General features: G+C 41.8%; 15 protein-coding genes and 1 pseudogene. 6 read left to right on the top strand and 10 right to left on the bottom strand.

From position 1 onward, the window contains the following. Positions 1 to 244 precede the first annotated feature (244 nt). A pseudogene (locus AC3CID_RS06525) lies at positions 245 to 382 on the bottom strand (alpha/beta fold hydrolase); the annotation flags it as partial. 70 nt (positions 383 to 452) lie between these two features. Between AC3CID_RS06525 and AC3CID_RS06520 the strand changes: the two are divergent. Beyond that, on the top strand, positions 453 to 710 hold the full coding sequence (locus tag AC3CID_RS06520; protein WP_017085640.1) for a hypothetical protein: 258 nt from the start codon (positions 453 to 455) through the stop codon (positions 708 to 710). Between the two features lie 301 nt (positions 711 to 1,011). Here the strand turns inward: AC3CID_RS06520 and AC3CID_RS06515 are convergent, their stop codons facing one another. Further along, positions 1,012 to 1,884: an alpha/beta fold hydrolase gene (locus AC3CID_RS06515; protein WP_488527121.1), complete on the bottom strand. Its 873-nt coding sequence runs from the start codon at positions 1,882 to 1,884 to the stop codon at positions 1,012 to 1,014. A gap of 231 nt (positions 1,885 to 2,115) precedes the next feature. On the opposite strand from AC3CID_RS06515, the gene AC3CID_RS06510 reads away from it, so the two are divergent. The 3 genes from AC3CID_RS06510 to AC3CID_RS06500 are packed head-to-tail and all read left to right on the top strand — an operon-like array spanning position 2,116 to position 6,416. Continuing rightward, positions 2,116 to 3,417, top strand: coding sequence for an ABC-three component system protein (locus AC3CID_RS06510; RefSeq protein ID WP_372015469.1), 1,302 nt, complete (start codon positions 2,116 to 2,118; stop codon positions 3,415 to 3,417). Next, positions 3,410 to 4,084 (top strand): ABC-three component system middle component 1, encoded by a 675-nt coding sequence (locus AC3CID_RS06505; protein WP_488527120.1) that lies wholly within the window; start codon positions 3,410 to 3,412, stop codon positions 4,082 to 4,084. Before AC3CID_RS06510 ends, AC3CID_RS06505 begins: the two co-directional genes overlap by 8 nt. Further along, positions 4,065 to 6,416 carry an AAA family ATPase gene (locus tag AC3CID_RS06500; RefSeq protein WP_488527119.1) on the top strand — a complete coding sequence of 784 codons (2,352 nt, stop codon included), beginning with the start codon at positions 4,065 to 4,067 and terminating at the stop codon, positions 6,414 to 6,416. The genes AC3CID_RS06505 and AC3CID_RS06500 overlap by 20 nt, the downstream gene beginning before the upstream one ends. A 99-nt stretch (positions 6,417 to 6,515) precedes the next feature. Here AC3CID_RS06500 and pheT read toward each other — a convergent pair whose 3' ends face one another. The 7 genes from pheT to AC3CID_RS06465 all read right to left on the bottom strand — a co-directional run bounded on the left by pheT (position 6,516) and on the right by AC3CID_RS06465 (position 17,265). Next, positions 6,516 to 8,921, bottom strand: a complete 2,406-nt coding sequence (pheT, locus tag AC3CID_RS06495; protein ID WP_102491367.1) for a phenylalanine--tRNA ligase subunit beta — start codon at positions 8,919 to 8,921, stop codon at positions 6,516 to 6,518. A gap of 18 nt (positions 8,922 to 8,939) precedes the next feature. Next, positions 8,940 to 9,923 carry a phenylalanine--tRNA ligase subunit alpha gene (pheS, locus tag AC3CID_RS06490; protein ID WP_004734764.1) on the bottom strand — a complete coding sequence of 328 codons (984 nt, stop codon included), beginning with the start codon at positions 9,921 to 9,923 and terminating at the stop codon, positions 8,940 to 8,942. A gap of 407 nt (positions 9,924 to 10,330) precedes the next feature. Then, on the bottom strand, positions 10,331 to 11,503 hold the full coding sequence (locus tag AC3CID_RS06485) for a GGDEF domain-containing protein (protein ID WP_261383307.1): 1,173 nt from the start codon (positions 11,501 to 11,503) through the stop codon (positions 10,331 to 10,333). A 237-nt stretch (positions 11,504 to 11,740) separates the two neighbouring features. Continuing rightward, entirely contained in the window at positions 11,741 to 12,973 is a 1,233-nt protein-coding gene (locus tag AC3CID_RS06480) for a hypothetical protein (RefSeq protein ID WP_488527118.1), read from the bottom strand. Positions 12,974 to 12,982: 9 nt separating this feature from the next. Further along, positions 12,983 to 13,738: an outer membrane lipoprotein-sorting protein gene (locus tag AC3CID_RS06475; RefSeq protein WP_235451162.1), complete on the bottom strand. Its 756-nt coding sequence runs from the start codon at positions 13,736 to 13,738 to the stop codon at positions 12,983 to 12,985. 95 nt (positions 13,739 to 13,833) lie between these two features. Next, the gene (locus AC3CID_RS06470) at positions 13,834 to 16,359 is read right to left on the bottom strand and encodes an efflux RND transporter permease subunit (protein ID WP_488527117.1); all 2,526 of its coding nucleotides are present in this window, start codon (positions 16,357 to 16,359) and stop codon (positions 13,834 to 13,836) included. Positions 16,360 to 16,479: 120 nt separating this feature from the next. Beyond that, complete coding sequence (locus tag AC3CID_RS06465) at positions 16,480 to 17,265, bottom strand: TetR/AcrR family transcriptional regulator (protein WP_488527116.1); 786 nt, start codon at positions 17,263 to 17,265, stop codon at positions 16,480 to 16,482. 553 nt (positions 17,266 to 17,818) lie between these two features. Between AC3CID_RS06465 and AC3CID_RS06460 the strand changes: the two genes are divergently transcribed. Together AC3CID_RS06460 and AC3CID_RS06455 are read left to right on the top strand one after the other, a co-directional pair. Continuing rightward, a complete protein-coding gene (locus tag AC3CID_RS06460; protein ID WP_488527115.1) occupies positions 17,819 to 18,610 on the top strand; it encodes a hypothetical protein in 792 nt (263 codons plus the stop codon). Then, positions 18,531 to 19,316: a hypothetical protein gene (locus AC3CID_RS06455; protein WP_488527276.1), complete on the top strand. Its 786-nt coding sequence runs from the start codon at positions 18,531 to 18,533 to the stop codon at positions 19,314 to 19,316. Before AC3CID_RS06460 ends, AC3CID_RS06455 begins: the two co-directional genes overlap by 80 nt. Before the next feature lie 150 nt (positions 19,317 to 19,466). Here AC3CID_RS06455 and AC3CID_RS06450 read toward each other — a convergent pair whose 3' ends face one another. Further along, entirely contained in the window at positions 19,467 to 19,961 is a 495-nt protein-coding gene (locus tag AC3CID_RS06450) for an outer membrane beta-barrel protein (RefSeq protein ID WP_488527114.1), read from the bottom strand. Positions 19,962 to 20,092: the final 131 nt, after the last annotated feature.

Raw genomic sequence — 20,092 nt, 5'->3', positions numbered from 1 at the left:
CACAGAGACAATACAGCTCGTTAACAAATTGTTACACGATCATTTTTAGAATGTTATTTTTTGGGATTGATAAGTATTCAGAGAACTTTTACTTCTTTGATAAATTCATTGGAGATTATTATTTGTCGCTGACGATGATGTACAAATCAGGTCTGTACCAATTGGATCACCTAACAATAGGTTTCCCAAAATAAAAAGGCCCCGCAAACGCGAGGCCTTAGTTCTACTAACGGTTACAACTGCCCTACCTCACTGACTTAACCGCTTTCATCAATGTTGTGTTGAACTGCTCAGGTTGCTCTAGCATTGGGAAGTGGCCTGAGTCTTCAATGTAATAAATGCTGTAATCCTTGATCTATTTCTTGTTCGCTCCTAAATCCGTCAACCTCAAGATTTCTTGCTAAAAAGGTAGAAAAGTTTATAGTATTTTTTAGATGAAGTTGAGAATCGATATGTCATTACAGAAAAAACAATCCAAAGTATCACTGAACATCAAAATCTCATCAGACTTAGATGTTCGTCTTAAACGAGCGAGAAAAGCAGCGCGTGAACAGGGCTTAATGTTCAACGTATCTCAAGAAGTTGAAAAGTTTCTTGAGAAGGAAATAAAGAAAGTGGAACGCCAGCTATCAATCGATGAAGAGATTAAGAATAACCTCGAGGATCTTGGTGGGCTTAATATAGATAAAATGATGAAATCAATGGATTAATCAAAACACTAACATATTGATTAAACTGAATTTAAAAAATGACAAAGCGTGGAGATGATTATGGGCACAATAATTGGACTGTTAATTTTGGCTGGTATCAGTGTATTCCTAAAGCGTCAAACGGGGCTTCATTTGCATGAGTGGATTACAAAAAAATATAAAGAATCTCAAGACAAAAAGTAATGGACTCTATCAGATTGACAGGCTCCATCGATTTAACTTAAAAAACTAAGGCCTCGTAAACGCGAGGCCTTGGTTTTTATATCAACAGTTGCAGCCATCATTTAGCAACTAAAGCTCCCTACTTCACTGACTGCACCGCTTTCATCAACGTTGCGTTGAACTGCTGTGGTTGCTCTAGCATTGGGAAGTGGCCTGAATCTTCAATGTAGTAAATGCTGTAATCCTTGATGTGTTTCTTGTTCGCTTCTGAATCGGTTGGCCATAGGCGAGCGTTGACCAATATTACTGGCACGTTCACGTTCTCATACACGCGGTGGGCTTCGCCTGTCACGTATTGGCCTAGATAATGGCGGAACTGGTTTATCGCGATAACTGGTGGTGCTGAAGCCATGTCTTGCGTTACCCAGTAAAGTAAATCCGCGTCTACGTCTTTTGGTAACGAGTCTTTCACGAACATAGTAATACCCGCTTGGAAGTCTGCTTCAAACGGTTTGGTCATTGCATCTAGGTCGCTTTGTGAAACCGTTAGTGCGACGTTTTGCGATGTGTCGACACCAATAATACCCTTCACTCTTTTCGGCATCAGTTTAGCCGCTTCTGCAATTACACCACCTGCCATGGAATGGCCGACTAAGATGACGGATTCGAGTTGTTCTTTCTTAATTACCGCTTTGATGTCTTCAGCGAATGCAACCATGGTGTACTCTTCGCGGTTGAACGATGAGTTACCGTGCCCTGCTAAGTCCATGGTGATCACTTGGTACTGCTTTGAAAACTCACTCACTTGGTTTTGCCACAGCCTGCTGTCTAAGCTCCAACCGTGAATGAAGATCAGCGCTGTCTCCCCACTCCCATTTTTGCCATACGCAATTTGCTCACCATCGTGAGATATCGCAATACCGTACTTAACCGTTGAATCATGAGCCATGGCATTCATGCTACTAAGCGCCATGAATACCAAGAGTGTGATGTTTAGAATTAAACGTTTCATAGTGTCTCTCTACTTACTTTGGAGGGAACACAGAAAGCGCCCCTCTCAATCAATATAGCCACTATAAAGTGTGAAGTTTTTGACAGGTCAAGGGACAAAGAAAGTCTAAATAAATAATAACGACAATTGAGTAACAAAATGACAAAGTGCTGATTTCAATCACATTTTCAATAAATTATCGTGCTAATATCCTGATATCTTTAATGCAACTAATTGCGGGAGGAGCTTACATTGTCGGATGAGAACAACCTTGATAACGTGAGCAAAACTAGTGCTATTTCGTCTTGGAGTGGCTTTATCTATCAGGGTAAAGTCGGTTTGTATCATGCAATAAGACTTTTAGTATCAAATAATGGTAACAAAGATCTTAGTATGAAGTTTGAGCACTTAGATGATTTTGCTGTTTTTGACTCTAAAGGAGGAGCGCTATCCATACACCAAGTTAAAGCAAAACAAGCAACTACTAGAGGGTCTTATACAAAAGCGTTAAAGCAAATATCTGAAGTAACACACGATTCGTTGACAACCGAAACGAAAAGATATTTTCATGTTTCGAAACAGTTGGACGACGACTCCGATTTTGAAGAAGATGGCAAAAAAGTAGCATTTTACGAATACAACGATAACAAGACCTATGCTCAGTTAAATAACATCGACTTCCTTATAGAAAGTATGATTAGGAGGTACTTGGAAGAAAATAAACTAAGTGAAACGGAACATTTAATTAACTTCAAATTAGACAAGCTTCATTCAATTGTACTATCTAAAATAAACTATGCTCACTATATAAACCAGTTCACATCTTCGACTCAGTTTGAATCAGCAGATAAAAACCCTATTTTATTTAGTGAAATCGTAGATACTTTAAATAACGAGTGCATAAATCTTGACGATGTGGATTATTTACTTGAGCGTTTTAGAAATAAGATACTCATCGTCATTGATAATGTGATAGATGATCAAACCGAAGAAAATAGTAGTGAATCAAACGAGTTATGCATACCATTAATGCTATGTAGACAAGTGATCACATCTCTAGATAAGAATTTAGTTGAAAAGCTATATTACTCTTTGGATCCCAAAAGAATAAGAATAAACCCAGAAGAAGGTTCTAATGATATCACGAGATATCTGGACATATTAACTGAGATCCCCAAGTTCATTTACGAAAACAACGTTCCTCATTATGTATGTAAAAAATATAGGAAATATCTCCCATCCAGTATCGAAGTTGGGGGGAATCTTTCTCGAAAGAATGCGATTAGAGTCTTAAAGACTAACATAGATTCAATGAGAAAGAACAACACACTACTTCAGGTTTTATTTGAGTTTGATTGTTTAGTCGTGCGAATGAATAATGCTTACTTTTCCCTTGACGGTATTGACAATATGGGTTCTAAGTTTACACATAACAACAATTCGGATTATGATCTAGAAGTCAATTATGATGTTGATTTTTCTAATAAAATAACCAAAGCAAAAAAAATAGGCTTCATATCAATTGAAGATGCAAAAGGAGAACTTTGTGATTAAGAGTTTAGTTAATGATATAGCGTCTAATCAAAAGTATGGTTTTGATTTTATCAGTGATGAAGATGGGTTTTCATTTTATAGAAAATCAGACTTAGATAATAAAAGATTTTTAATTTTACACTCTACAAGTTCATTACATGACGCCGACACCTACAACGCTATAATCAGGGATATATTACCTGATGAATTGAAATCCGATTCTGCTTTTGAAAAAAACACTGATTTTATCATCCTATTTGAAATGGACTCTTTGAGCAATTTCAACTCTTATGAGAATAAAATATTTTCTATTGAAGAAAACCCGTATGATTTTAAGAAGTATGTTCTATATTATTCTAAAGAAGAAAAGTCGATCATTGATGGTATGACATATAATGAAATAAGAGAAGAGATTTTAAATCGAGATTCGTTTAAAGCGTACAAGTCAAACGTCAACTTCCCATCAAAATATAGTTTTTCAGCAAGACTTTTCATAAAGCTACCATTTTTGGAAGTACCAGTCGAAGAAGAAGAACTTAAGAGTATAGACGTCATGTTAACTGAACGCTATGTTGAAAAAGACCTAGTGGAATTTGACAAATACATAAATAAGATATTCGAATCAAACCCAACTGACTTTAACTCTTTAATTGAGGAGTATCTAGATAATGAAATGGAAATTAAATAAGCTAGAAATAAGTGGTTTTAAAGTTTTTGAAAAATTCTATGGAGATTTCAACTCTGATTTTGTTGTATTTGATGGACCTAATGGGTTTGGTAAAACTTCGATATACGATGCTTTACAACTTCTTTTCTGTGGCGAGATACCTAGAATAAAGGCTCTTTCAAAAGTAATCAATAAAGGAAAGGTCACAAAGCAATATAAAAGAAATTTGTATTGGAATAACAATAGTGAAAATGAAGTTACTATAAAAGCAGAGCTTTCAAACGGGGTTGATACCCTTTTTATATTAAGAGAAGCATCAATAAAAGATCTCAAGACTAAAAAGTACAATAAACCAACAGAGTTTGGAATATTTAAACTTTTTCAAATAGATAGTTTTGATGGTTACTCAACTAAAACTCTCATAGAAAAGCATGAAGAAGAGGTATTTTTCTCAAGTAAATTTGGTGAGTATTTTGTAAAGAACTTCTCTTTATTAAATTACATGTCTCAAGATAGTAATGCCATTATAGTTCCTGATCATAGTAATGAACATAAAGCGAGGTTTGATCAAATATCTCACTTAATCAACCTTGAAGAAGTTGATAATAAAATTAAAACATCAGACTCTCTTAAAAGAGCAAATGAATTAAAGTTATCAGAAATTAAAAAAAGAATAGCCTCGCATATTGAACAAGTTAAATCTTTAGAAGAGAAGGTTGGTGAAGAAAATAACAAAGTTGAATATAAAAAATTAAGCTCGACTGAGTCACTACCACAATGGGACAAGAAAAAGCCATTCGTAAATGTAAATGAAGATGATTTTAATCGACAAATCGACCAAGTTACGTTGCTTAGAAATATAGTTTCAAATAAAGATGAAGTTAGACTAAGGGTTAAAAACAAACTTATTTCAGATTTTGTTAACAATCCTGAATTTTCTATTGCTGTTCTGGTTTCTGATAACTTCAAAAACTACGAATCAATGAGTATTGTAAATTCAGAAATAGAAAAACTAAAGAAGCAAATAAATGTTCTTTCAATAGGTAGTGTCAAAATAATACCAGAACACCTTGATAACTTGATAAGTGTAAATAAGGAGGATATTAAATCCATAAAAGATGAAATTGAAATTAGAGATAAAATTCAAAAAAATACAGATGGTTACATTAGTGAGTTAACTAAACTCAATCAATTAAGAGACAGTATAATTGAAAAATTGAACTATTTTTCAGATAAAACAGAGTGTCCATTGTGCGGTTTTGACTACGAAGAGCGACTACTATTAGAAGAAGCATTAATTTCAAAAACCGAACGAATAGAGAAATATATTGATGAAAATGATAATGCCTTTAAATTATCACTTAAATCAATTAAGGATAAGATCGATCTTGTACATAAAAACTTGTCAAAACTTCATTCAAATAAGACTAAATCATTTGATTCGGACTTATTTAAATATTTAAGTGATAACATAAATAAAAGAGAAACTGTTGGTAAAATAGTAAATAGATTTAAAAAACTAGGATTCAGATTAAACGAGAATTATGAAAAAGATAAGGTCAAGCAAGATATTCTTATTGAAGATATAAAAAATAAAGTATTGTTTCTCAGAAAACCGGAAACAGATGTACTTTTAAATGGTTCGCTCACATTCCTTAATAATAATTTCAAGGACATTGAAGTCATTTATGACCTAAATGAAAATGATGTCAAAGAAAAAGAATGCTATTTAAGGTTCAAATACAATGAAGTATTGAATGGAGAGTTAGACTCTAAGAAAAAAGAATTAGGTTCTGATAATAAAAAAATTGAAATTCTACTAGCTTTAAAAGAAAAACTGTCTGATTACTCTTTATCTACTGTTTACGTTAAAAATACATACTCTAGTCGAACCCTAGGTCAAATAGAATCACTTTTCCATATATACAGTGGTCGATTGATTCAAAACTATCAACGAGGACTCGGTTTATTCATTGATACTGATGAAGAAAAAACAGAGATAAAAAGTAAATCATTATCATTTTTTACCGCAGATGGAACGGAGTATGATGCTGTTTTGTCAATGAGTAGTGGGCAGATCTCTGCATTGACACTTTCTTTCTTTCTTTCATTAAACAGAAAATATGCAAAAACAGCGTTTATATTTATAGATGATCCAACTCAGTGTATGGATGAGATTAATATTGCATCATTAAGCGATTTACTCAGAGTTGAGTTGAAAGACCGACAAGTTGTTATCTCTACTCACGAACAGGAAGTCTCAGATTACCTAAGGTACAGATATATCAGAGGAGGTTTAAATGCAAAATCTATTCATTTGCAAAAAGAATATTCCTCTAGAAGCGAGATTTAGAAACAAGAGTATTATTCATCATTAAAAATGGTTAATTCATTCTTAAACAAAAAGGCCTCGCAATGCGAGGCCTTTGTTTTTTCTATCTATCAGAAGAGATTAGTCGCGAAGTGCTGCGCCGAATTTCTCTGAGATTGAAGCTACGATAGCATCTACTGAACCAGCGATGTCTGCATCTTCTAGTGTGCGCTCTACAGACTGTAGGCTAAGTGCGATAGCTAGGCTCTTCTTACCTTCTTCAACGCCTTGACCAACGTATACGTCGAACAGTTTAGCGCCTGTTAGGAATTCGCCACCAGCAGCGATACACGCTTCAACGATGTCGCCAGAAGCGACTGCTTCGTCAACAACTACTGCGATATCACGACGGTTTGCAGGGAACTTAGATACTGCTACTGCTTCTGGAAGCACGCGAGTGTTGATAGCTGCCCATTCGATTTCGAATACGATAGTACGGCCGTTTAGACCAAACTTACGCTCTAGTTCTGGGTGAACAGTACCAATGATACCCACTTCTTTGCCGTCTACTACGATAGCCGCAGTTTGACCTGGGTGAAGTGCTGGGTGCTTAGCAGATTTGAAGCTGTATGCGATTTCGTTTGCAGAAAGCTCAAGAACTGCTTCTAGGTCACCTTTAAGATCGAAGAAATCTACAGTGTTAGTTGCAATGTCCCAGTGCTCTTCGCCACGAGTACCAGAGATAACGCCCGCAAGCATCATTTCTTGGCGCATGCCGTTTTCAGCAGTTGCTTCAGGGATGAAACGTAGGCCTGATTCGAATAGACGAACGCGAGACTGTTGACGCTTCTGGTTGTGAACAACTGTGTTTAGAAGACCTTGGATTAGGCCAAGACGCATTGCTGACATGTCCGCAGAGATTGGGAATGGCAGGATTAGCGGCTCAACACCAGGTACAACAAGTTTTTGCTGTTCTGGTTCTACGAAGCTGTATGTGATTGCTTCGTGGTAGCCACGGTCTACAAGAAGGTCACGAACACGCTTAAGCGGTTGGTTAGCTTCTTTGTGGTCATTCATTTTAAGTGCCGCTTTAGGCGCTTGGTTTGGAATGTTATCGTAACCGTAGATACGACCTACTTCTTCAATTAGGTCTTGCTCGATTGCGATATCAAAACGCCAAGATGGAGACGTTGCCGTCCAACCAGCTTCTGTCGTCTCTACTTCACAACCTAGGCGAGTAAGAATTTCCACTACGTCTGTAGATGGGATTTCGTGACCTAGTAGGCTGTCTAGCTTAGCGCGACGTAGAGCAACTACGTTTGCTTTAGGAAGATCAGCTTCAGATTCGCTGCCGTTTACTGGCGCAACTTCACCACCACAGATTTCAACTAGAAGCTGTGTTGCACGCTCCATTGCTGCTGCTTGAAGTGTTGAATCAACACCACGTTCGAAACGTAGAGAAGAATCTGTATGAAGGCCGTAAGCACGTGCGCGACCACGGATGTGATCCGGTGCGAAGAATGCTGCTTCAAGAAGTACGTCTGTTGTTTCAGTAGTAACACCTGAATCTTGACCGCCAAAGATACCAGCGATTGCTAGTGCTTTGTTTTGGTCAGCGATAACAAGTGTGTTGCTGTTTAGTTCAGCTTCGTTGCCATCTAGAAGTGTTAGCTTTTCGCCCTGCTCTGCTAGACGAACCACGATACCGCCTTCGATCTTAGCTAGATCAAATGCGTGCATTGGTTGGCCTTGCTCTAGCATCACGTAGTTTGTGATGTCTACAACTGGGTCGATTGAACGGATACCACAACGGCGCAGTTTTTCTTGCATCCAGATTGGCGATTCCGCTTTCACGTTTACGTTCTTAACCACACGGCCAAGGTAACGTGGACAAGCATCAGTTGCTTTAATTTCAACAGATACTGTGTCTTCAATGCTTGTTGCAACAGCTTCAACTGTTGGCTCTGTAACGTCTGCGCGGTTTAGTACGCCAACTTCACGAGCAAGGCCACGGATGCTGAAGCAGTCTGCGCGGTTTGCTGTTAGGTCTACGTCGATAGTTACGTCGTTAAGCTCAAGAAGCTCACGTACGTCCATACCTAGCGTTGTGCCTTCTGGCAGCTCAAGGATGCCATCAGACTCTACGTCGATACCTAGCTCAGAGAAAGAACAAAGCATGCCGTGCGATGGAACGCCACGTAGTTTTGCTTTCTTGATTTTGAAGTCACCAGGAAGTACTGCGCCAACTGTTGCTACTGCTACAGTTAGGCCAAGACGACAGTTAGATGCACCACAAACGATGTCTAACAACTCTTTATTGCCTTCTGCATCAACAGCGCCAATATCAATTTTTGTAACTTGTAGTTTGTCTGCGTCTGGGTGCTGACCGCACTCAACCACTTTACCTACTTTAACGCCGGTGAAAACACCCGCAACAGGTTCTACATCGTCAACTTCCAAACCAGCCATAGTGATTTGGTGAGCTAGCTCTTCGCTGTTAATTGCAGGTTTAACCCACTCGCGTAGCCAAGATTCACTGAATTTCATAGTTTTGACTGCCCCGGATTACTTGAATTGTTTAAGGAAACGAAGGTCGTTCTCGAAGAACGCACGAAGGTCATTTACGCCGTAACGAAGCATCGTTAGACGCTCTACACCCATACCGAATGCAAAACCAGAGTATTTCTCAGGGTCGATGCCAACAGAGCGAAGTACGTTAGGGTGAACCATGCCACAACCTAGAACTTCTAGCCATTTGCCATCTTTACGTTTCACGTCAACTTCAGCTGAAGGCTCTGTGAACGGGAAGAATGAAGGACGGAAACGCACTTCAACTTCTTCTTCAAAGAAGTTACAAAGGAAATCGTTAAGAATACCTTTAAGTTGTGCGAAGTTTACGTTCTCATCAACTAACATACCTTCCACTTGGTGGAACATTGGCGTGTGAGTTTGATCGTAGTCGTTACGGTAAACACGACCCGGAGCAATGAAACGGAAAGGCGGTTTGCCGTTTTCCATCGTACGGATTTGAACACCAGAAGTGTGCGTACGTAGCATTAGATCAGGGTTGAAGAAGAAAGTATCGTGATCAGTACGAGCTGGGTGATCGTCTGCGATGTTTAGTGCATCAAAGTTGTGGAATGCATCTTCGATCTCAGGGCCAGACTCAGTGCTAAAGCCAAGCTCACCAAAGAACTGTTCGATACGCTCAACTGTGCGAGTCACTGGGTGAAGACCACCGTTCTCAATGCGACGACCTGGTAGGCTCACATCGATAGTTTCTTCAGCTAGTTTCGCTTCAAGCTCTGCACGTTGTAGTGCGTCTTTGCGAGCTGCGATCGCTTGTTGAACAGCACCTTTCGCTTTGTTGATCTCTTGACCAGCAGTGCGACGCTCTTCAGGTGGAAGTTTACCTAGGCTTTGTAGTTGAAGAGTTAATTCACCCTTCTTACCTAAATACTGAACTCGCACTTCATCAAGTGCGACTAACGAATCTGCTGTATCAATAGCAGTCGTTGCATTAGCAATGATCTCTTCTAGATGTTGCATCATTTCCTCATCTACCAGTTGGTAGTGTCCGTATCGGATGATTAGTTTTTTTAGATAGCTACACATAGTAATCAAACACGCTACCAATGCCAAATTGAATCGCTAAAAGAGCAAGTTATTGACTAAAAACACGGCAAATTTAACAGGATATTAATGAGGAATAGGAAGAAGTGGAACAAATACCGGTTCCACTTGTTTATTTGAAGGTGAGCTAGATTCTAAATTTAACGCGGCTAGGCTCTAGATTTAAAGTCGCTAGGTTCTAGATTTGAAGCGAGCGGAGCTCTAAAATTAAAGTGAACTGTGTTCTAAATCTGACGTGAGTTATGTTCTAACTTAAAAGCGAGCTACGTTCTGGATCTGAGGGGAACTGAGCTCTAAGTCTAAGTCTAAGTCTAAGTCTAAGTCTAAAGTGAACCGTGCTCTAAATCTGAATGGAACTGCGCTCTAGATTTTAAATGAACTGAGTTCGATATCTGAATCGAGCAAACACTGTTTTTACCTGCGTTTTTCGCTAAATAAACGGACTCATCGGCGGCTTTAACCAACTCATGCATGGACCCGAATTCTTGGGTTATTTCAGCTACACCGACACTAATACTGCCAATCCAAACTTGATTACTGGTTTCAACCTCTAATTCAGACACTTTCTGTCGAGTCGTTTCCGCGATGTGCATACCGCCTTTAAGATCGGTATCTGGGCAAATAACCAAGAACTCATCGCCCCCTAATCGACACACAATATCGTCATTGCGAAACGCATTTTTCAGTTCACGCGCGAGGGTTTGTAGCACCAAGTCACCTGCATCGTGGCCACTGGTGTCGTTAATGCGCTTGAAGTGGTCGGCATCAATCATAATGCACACTAAAGGCATGCCAAGTTCTTTCGAGTCTTGCCAATGTACCGCTAACTGTTTAAAAGCACTGCGACGGTTAGGTAATTTAGTGAGTGAATCTGTTAACGACAGTTCTTCAAGTTTCTTGTTCGCTTGTTTTAACTCTGCCGTACGTTCCTCGACTTTTTCTTCGAGTAACTGGTTGAAACGTAACAACTGCTTGTTGCGCTCCGAGACTTGTTCAAATAAGCCGTTAAGCGCAGCGAGTAAAGGGATGGTTGAAGAGTCTTTCTGCTTTTCTTCTGCTTCAAACGCTTGTTGGGGTGTTGCCCCCTTTTCTATCGCGGCCACTTGTCGAGCCATGTTTTGGTCGATACCGAGGATGTGGTATGCAAGCCAATGGATGAGGAAATCAAGTAACTGTCGTGCTGACGACTGATCTTCTTCCAAGATGAATGCTTGCATGCTGTAGATATCTCGCATAAACATGCGATGAACTTTGATGTGTTCTTCAATGTGTAAATCGTATACACCGCAATCTCTCATCAAAGATTCTTCTTCTTTAAAGTGAAATTCGGCATAGCGTGTGAGATCGAGTAAAGCGACGCTCATGTCGTCTATAGAGATAGTATTCTCTGACAACAGGTTTCCGTAGTGGTTGATAAAACCAACAAGGTATTGATGTTGTTCGTCTACGACACCAATGCCTGTTTCAAAGTTATTATCCCAATTGAATGAATTCATATATCCCTTAGGGCCGATACCACCAGCACGTTTCACATGCATATTCGGAGGTTATAAATGCTCGAAAAATATAACCATTTTACCTGTGGGACTATTCGATTGTTTGATTCATTTTATAAAAATACGACTTTGAACATTCTAAATATGGCTCATCTTAAATTTGAGACGTTCCCCTTAGGAAGAACGCCTCACGGAACCAATGCTAGCTTTTCGGGAAATACTAACTCGTAGGAAATACTAAAAGTAATATTCCAACGCCAGTTCAACAAAATCATCCTTCCGCGCGAAGAACAACAAGTCTTCTGGGGTTTCGTTCTCAAACAACCACGCGTTTAATCGCCACTTGAGGTTGTTGTTAATTCGGCTAGATGCTTCGAGCTTTGCACTGTAGACATCGCTGTTATCTAAGTCTTGAGTGATGCCCGTTAACACCTCGGTCCCGTCTTCATCGTTCAAGGCGAAGCGCGCCCCAAGAAACACATCGTTTTGACCGACACTTTGGGCATTGTTGCCTCGGCTGTCGTACAGGTATTCAGCAATAAAGCCAATATCCCAATACGACTCTAGCGCGCCAACCCATGTGTATTCAAAGCCTGTCGCGACACCTGTGTGGTTGTCGTAGCTGTCACGATAAATGCTTTCAAGCTTCCATAACCAATCACCAATAATGCCTTGCACATCAAGCCCAAAGTGCTGCATTTGCGCGTAGTATGGCTTGAGCTGATTGCCTTCCACACGGTAATAAGGGTCGCGGTTTGTGCCGCCTAAATAGCTTAAACCGACATCCCAATCGCCGTACATTTGGCTATAGCGCAGTGCTACATCGACGTGCTTTTCTTCTCTCGAAGATTCGTAAACCGCATCATCCGATACAGGCACGGTTGGCCTTAATCGACCGTCTTCCCCTGCAAAGGTACGCTCACGAAAATACGGCAGTAACATGGCATCGATGGTTCCCCAGTCTTTGATCGAGGTGAAGTGCACCATCGGCTGACCTAATTTTGATTCACCATCGACCGATTCAATGGCATCGGTTTGGTTTACTACGTCCACTAAGTGCGCCGATTCGGTCACGCCCCAGAACACTTTTCCGACACCGGCGCGCAGTTCGTAATCGTCCCAATAATTGAGATACAGAGCTTCACGAACATCGCCATGGGTTCGCTCATCGTCTTCGCTGTCTAGGCGGTAAAACGGGGTGAAGGTAAAGCTGCCGTTGCCCTCTTGTTGCTCCCAGTAAAACTCCGGTTGCAACACTAGTGAGCTTTGCCCTTTATCCTGCCCTTGTAAGCCGTCACTAAAGAACTGCCTGTGTTCAAGGTTAACCTGCCCTGCGAGCTGTGGGGTGACCTGTTCTACGAACTCAGAGCTAAAACCTGCCGCCACACATGGCAACGACACCTGCATTAGCCCAACGGTCGCCGCCAAGGTTAAGGATAACTGCGTTCCTGTTAACACAATCCTTTTCATATTCTTGCCTTACTTTGCACGTTTAAGTGTGTTTTTTTGAAAATCCTTGTCCTTAAGACCGGTCTGGAACGCTAAATCTGTCGTGGTTAATACCGTACTTTTGCCTGTTTGGTGGTTTTGCATCGACATGGTGTGCGCGCGCCAGTATTGGTTTAGGTATTGTTTGTAGTCTTGGAACGAGAGGGTTTTTAGCAATGCGCCTTTACGGTCGTAAAACTCCACTTGAACGGGGCGGTAATATTGTTGGTCTAGCCATACTTTCTGCATGGTGTAGCCAGAGTTTTTATCGGTCGGAACTTGCTCCAATACAAAGGTATCCACGCCTTGGATTTTGGCGTCTTCAATGTAGTTAAAGGTGTACTTTCCTAGCTCGAACGAGCTCAAGTCTTCGTAAGCAAATTCACTGCCCATAAACGGGCCCGATTTGTTACGTGAAGAGATGCGTTTTACTCGTTTCAATGCTGGCAGATACAGCCATTGATCATCTGATTTAGCGATATGTGAGTGATTCAAGAAAGCCGTACCTTTTACGTCGCGAGGCTCATCAAAAATGGTCAACCCTTTGTCGCCATCGTCATCCACTTCTAACGACTTCAATCGCATTAGGCGCGAGCTACTTTCGCCTTGTTTGTTGCGAAGTAGCATTTCCATGGTCGCAACAGAATCGCCCCACCCCATATCGACGGCTTTGCGTTGCTCAGCGATCTCTAGGCCTTTCGCTGGGTCGGCTAACGCAGGGAAAGCCACGAATGCGCCAATAGTCATCAATGACGTTATTAGTGTTTTCTTTGTAATAGAGTGTTTAAAGCTTTTCATAATGATCTCCTTGAGTCAGCCCACCGCAGCAGGCTGACGATTCCTTATTTAGTCGAAGTAGTCAGTTCGCCAACTGGTTTAGACGGGCTAGATTGCTCTTCTTTAGATAGCTTTGATTCGTGCTGAGGTTTATCTGAATAGTGAGTCTGTTTGTCGAAGATCATCAGTAAGCTCGGTAGCAAGATGAAGTCGACCACCAGTGCAATGAAAATTACAATTGCGCTGAGCAAGCCCATGTCTGAGTTGAGTCTGAAGCTCGACATCGCCAGCACAGAGAAACCCGCCACAAGTACGACCGTGGTGATCCACAATGCGCGGCCAACTGTGTGGAAGGCGTACCGAACCGCTTCTTCTGCCGATTTCCCTTCCATTCTGGCGCGTTGGTATTTACTCAAAAAGTGCACTGCATCATCGACCACGATACCCAAAGTAAGGGTGACCACGACGGACAGACCAAGGTTGATTTCACCGGAGATAAGCGCCCACAAACCAAAGCCAATAATCGCCGGGGCAATGTTTGGTACTAGGCTGATAATGCCCAAGCGAACCGAGCGCAATGCAAAGATCATCAAGCCAGAGATAAGTACTAAGGTGATAGGCAGAGTTGATAGCATGCTCGCCATGTTGGTTTCCCCGATATGGGCAAACATCAGCGACGGGCTAGATGCCACCACTTCATATTGAGGCGCATTGGCTGCAAACCATGAGTAAATACGCTCTTCGAGTTCCACCAATTCCACGCTGCCTAGGTTGTCGACCGTCAGCACCATTTTTATCGATGATTTATCGACGTTGATTTGGTTGTTCAAGTCCAAACCATAAGGCAGAGACATCTCATAAAGCAGTAGGTATTGCGCCGCAAGTTCACGGTTAAGCGGCAGTTGGTAGTAGCTGTCATCATCGCCATGCATGTTCTTATTCAAACGCATGTAAACATCGGAAAGCGTGGCCACATGATCGGTTTCTGGTTGTACGCGTAGCCAATCGGTAAAGTCACCAATCGCTTGCAAGAACACAGGATCAGCAATTGCTTGAGATTCGTTGGTTTTCACCGCAATACTGATGGTCGTCATACCGCTTACAGTCTGTTCCATGAAGTCTGCCGCTTGTCTGAACTCGCTTGAGGTATCGAAATACTTCACCGATTCATCATTTACTCTGTTCAATGGAATTAACGCGGCAGCGCCCACAATCACTAAGGTAGAAATCGGCAGCAGTGCTTTGCGGTTGGTTACCACAAAGTCACCCAGTTTATCCATGAAGGTCACTTTGTTTTGTGCCGCTTCATTCTCTGGCAGAGTTTTAACTGGCAAGAGTTTTAGCAGCGCAGGAAGCATAGTCACGGATAGGAAACACGCGATGATCACGCCCAATGCCGACAAGTTACCGAAGTCTCGTAATACGGGAGAATCCGACATGTTCATCATCAAAAAACCAATCGCGGTAGTGACCGAGGTGATTAGAATCGGCATCGCATTAAGCTTGATGCTGTATTGAATGGCTTGGGCTTTCTCCATACCGCGTTGCATCGCTTGTCTCATGGTTACAATCACGTGAACACAATCGGCAACAGCAAGGGTTAACACCAAGGTTGGCACGTTAACCGTTGCGGTGCTGAGGAACATCCCTGCCCAGCCAGACAAACCCATGGTCGCGACAATCGAAGAGATAATCACAACTAAGGTAGCAAGCACGCTAAAGAACGAGCGCAGCATAAAGGTTAGGAACACCAACACAACTAGCAGCATTAATGGCACCAGTGTTGAGCTGTCTTCTTGAGCCGAGGTCATAAAGGCGTTGTTCATGGCAATGATGCCCGCTTTATGGAATTCAACATTGGGATATTGTGCTTCATAGCGGTCAATCATGGCGTTAATAGCCGCAATAACTTCTTGTACTTCCGCCGTTTTGTCCACTTCGGGCAATTGCACCGTCACGTTAACAATGGTCACATCGCCGGAGGCCGATACCAATGCATTCTTAAGCAGTGGTTCGTTGAGCGCGATCTGTTTTACTTTGGCGATCCGCTCTGGCGTGTGCTCGTATTCTTCGTACAGCAAGTCTTCCACTAACAAGTCGTCTTCAACGGCTTCGGTATGCTGATAATTGGCCAGCGAATCGACACGGCTTGAGTACGGGATCTGCCACGCATCGACCGTGAGGTTTTGAATTAAGGTGAGGGTTTCTGGGGTGAAGACATTGCCGCCTTCAGGTGCGACAACAATCGCAAGGTTGTCGGTTTTCGCAAAGGTAGTTTGAATTTCATCGAACGCCATCAACTGTTTGTTGGTGCCTTCGAAGAATATGTTGTAATCCCCTCTAAAGTAGAGGTTCTTCGCCCCTAATGCAGAGAGCATGATGATTGAAAAAACCACCAGCAGAACGATAAACGAACGCTTGGTCGGTATTGAGTGCCAACTGTTATTTAGATCCCCGTTTACGCTATCGACATTACGGTTATCTCGATTTTGGTGATCGAAAGCGGGCTTCTGGCTGTCATGTTCCATCACAGTCTCCATTTGTGACGATTCGTCATAGTTGTGTCTTAAAAAGCCAGCCGAAGCTGACAAAAACACAATTCTTAGTCATATACTCAAGAAAACCAAAACCACACTAGGCTAAACTTAAGTTTATGACGAATCGTCACTAATGGTTATTAATAAACCCACATAGGTGGGCTTAGTTGAAGCTTATCGACCTACTGACTCTAAGTAAGCGACCTCTTCACTGAACAGTTCTTGTTCTACACGGCGCCAGGTTTTACGGTAATCCCAATCACTCGAGAGGGGCTTCCAGTTGAGGCCGTCTAAAATCATGTTCGCGTTATGTAATACTGAATACGGGTCTTGTAACCGCTTGATACAATGACTGTTTGAAGCATTCTGAGACAAAGCATTTGAACCAAATGCGATTGACCAGTTGGCGAATACGATGGCATCTGAACCCACGCCAGAAGAGAACTTTAGGTCACCGGCTTCTACTGCTTGATTGACGAGCAGATCCGCTTGTTCGATAACGATTTCTTCTAATTGATTCATCTCGGCCACGCGTGCACTGGAGGCTTTCTCTAGTACCCATGGGCTTTTCGCCATAATCGCGCAAGTTGATAATACCGGTTCCATACGAGCATAAACTCGGTACGCAACGTGCAATGCGACAATCTTTTCGCGTGAGTTACCTTCAAACTCTCCAGAACGAGCAAACAACAGTGCCTCAGACTTTAGAGAATGAATACATAACGCTAAAACCACGTCTTCTTTACTGCAAAAGTGATTGTATATCGTACCTTTAGAATAAGAGCTTGCCGCCGTTAGCCTATCCATCGTCAGGTTTCCGAACCCTTGTTCTCGAACCAGATCTTTTGCTAACAACATCAATTCTACTTCTCGGTCGGCTATGGATTGCTGCTTCTTAGACAGCACCGCCTTGCAACCAAAGATACTTTGTTTATCGCCTTTACAACCAAAGCCAAACATAATTTTTCAGTCCGTATTTGAGCTTAGCTATTACCTAAGCTTAATCAGCATTTAAAACGCTCCTGTCCAATATATTAACACGAATAGTAAATTCATGTAGTTAACCATTTTATGACGCTTCGTCATTTCTGACTTATCGTCATAATAGCGCAAATATTGATCATATCAAGGTGTTTTATAAATTAAATACAACTTATGAATGGATGGATAAATATGTCAATAAGTAGATAGAGAAATCACAAGCAGTCACTAGAGAGAGAAGATAGGCGCTTTCATGAGACAACACGAAAAGTGAGAAGCTCTTTCTTAACGTTAATAGACCACGTTATTTTAAGTCTTGGTGCAGAGTCAGACCCGAAAAAGACGCCCGTAAACCCCATCTTTAGCCACCATCTGACCTAGAATGAATGAGTGTAGGCTTACTTTTTGGGGCAGACCTCTACTTATGGTCAATATTTGGCTTACTAATGTCGTTTTCTGTTAAGTTGCTATAAATTCGGTAAGGGGTGACTTACAATAGTGACAACGACTTACCTTTTTTGAGAACACGATATTGAGCGCCAAATATTCTTATTTAGCTTGGCAAGTGAATACTTCTAGCCCAGCAGAAAAGCTGGTTTTATTGATGCTTGCAGATGGTGCTGATGAATTCGGTTACACCAATGTGTGCCTGCAAACGGCAGGTCAGCTTTGTGCTCTCTCTACGTTTGGTTTAGCCGACTGCCTTAAGTGTTTAGTCGACCAAGGTTTCCTCGATAAGATGAAAGTAGACTATCGAGATAAGAAAGAGATTCACGTTTTCAAAATGCTCATTGAGCAAGAGCAAGCTACGGTTCAAGTTGAAGCTCAACCGACCAATAGCATACCGGTTTACTCTACTGCACCTGCACCTGCACCTGCACCTGCACCTGCACCTGCACCCAAGTTTCAGCCTGCTCCGCCACCAATGCAACACATGCAGCAGGCCCCTCGCCCACAAGGTCGAGGCTCAATGAACAGCAACACCGTCTCTACTCATGATCTCAACGAAGAAGAGATACCATCATGGGCAGAACGTGCGTTTAAATTCTCCGGTTTGACCGGTGACCATAGTTTAGTATGGAAGAAATTTGTCCTCTGGTATAAAGCCAAAGCCAATGAATTAATGCCATTATCTCGGATTGAATCCAAGCTGCAGTACTGGCTAGTTAACGAGAAGCAAAATGAAAGACAACAACAGCAGAAGACCTCTCAATATTCAGGAAATGCAGGACAAGCTCAAGGAAATGGGTATAGACAAAAGCTTAGCCCATCTGAACGCTTCAGGCAGCAGCTCATTCAAAAAGGCAAAAAGCCAACCTTCTGAGCCAACTAAACCTGTTGTTCCTGACGCTACAGTACAGCCTAAAGTACCTGAAGTGATTGAAGCACAAAGTACAGAAGTGAATGTAGCGACACCAAACGCTGCGGGCTCTGGTGCGTCTCAACAAGTACCTGTTGTTGATCAAGATCCAGCAGAGCTTGAGCTAACCGATTGGTGTATCCATGTGTTCGGTTCTTTCTTGAGTGTGTACGAAACTCAGTGGGAATACCAATACGGTAGTGAACCGAGCGGTAAGTTTCTTGAGTTTGCCCACTCTGTTGACTCAGACGGCCTTAACCGTGTGCTAATGCACTGCCATGAGCGTATTCAACTTGGCAACAGTTGGCCGCCGCAAATGGGTGAGCTTTGGATCCTTAAAGATTCTTTGACTGAAGAAGAGCTGCTTGATAGCCGTATTCGTGTGTTGTCGCGCGCAGCTGTTAACAACATTGAAAAATGGCTTATCCAAAACAAACTGTACGACTTGAAGCGCACGGCTGAAAACAAGCTCGATGGCCTGTTTAAGAAATACTACTTGGAAGCAAAGCGTTTAGATGAGAAAGGTATGCTGGAAACAGAATTGCCGCAGTTCCTGCTTGCCGCTAACTCAGTGAAGAACCTAAACGACTTGAAACGCGAAGAGTATGAAAGCCAACACGGCAAAGCGATTAACCCAAGAATTCAGAAGATTCTAAACAGTAAGAAATAGCGCTGCTCGCTTAACTTATACCGCTTAAGTCAGCGACATTACTATTCTACAGATACAAAAATGCCAGCTATCAAGCTGGCATTTTTTATGAATTCTTACGAACTCCTTAACGACTATCCGACCGTTATTTACGATCGCCTTACTGATTAATTACAGTAGGTGGATAGTTGCGTTTAGCGTAAATACGCCAGAGTCGTCATCTTTCATTTTGAAGTTTTGGTAGCTAGCGCCGACAGATAGTGGACCAAAGATGAAGTATTCTGCGCCTACACCGTACATGATATCAACGTCGTCTTGTTTGAAGCTATCGCCTTTCACTTCGTAAGAGTGAAGACCACCCTTCGCATATACGTGAAGAGGACCGAAGTCGATACTTGGTTTGATTGCTAGGTAAGCAGTACTTACGTCAACACCTTGTTTAGCACGGTTACCGTAGCTAACGTTGTCGAAAGAACCAAGATCCCAGTAACCCGCTTCAACACCGATTAGTGGAAGGATACCTGTACCTACGTGGATGCCCATCGCCGTTTCATCTTCACCAGCAAATGAGTTTTGACCACCCATAACACCACCGTATAACCATGAATCAGCCATTGCTGTTGAAGATGCACCTAGCAGTGCTAGTGCCAATAACGTTTTTTTCATATTCGACCTTTTTCGTCCTAGTGGCAGGCCTTGAGTGGTAATAAATTGCCACCAAGTCGCCCTGTATGTAATAACTATTCAATTAGTAATGCAATAGCAAGATTTATACCTAAACCTTGCTATTGCGTCTA

The organism is Vibrio sp. QJM3NY_21, from assembly GCF_057785975.1.
The sequence above is the reverse complement of the archived record's forward strand: the minus strand, read 5'-3'. Positions and strand labels throughout refer to the sequence as shown.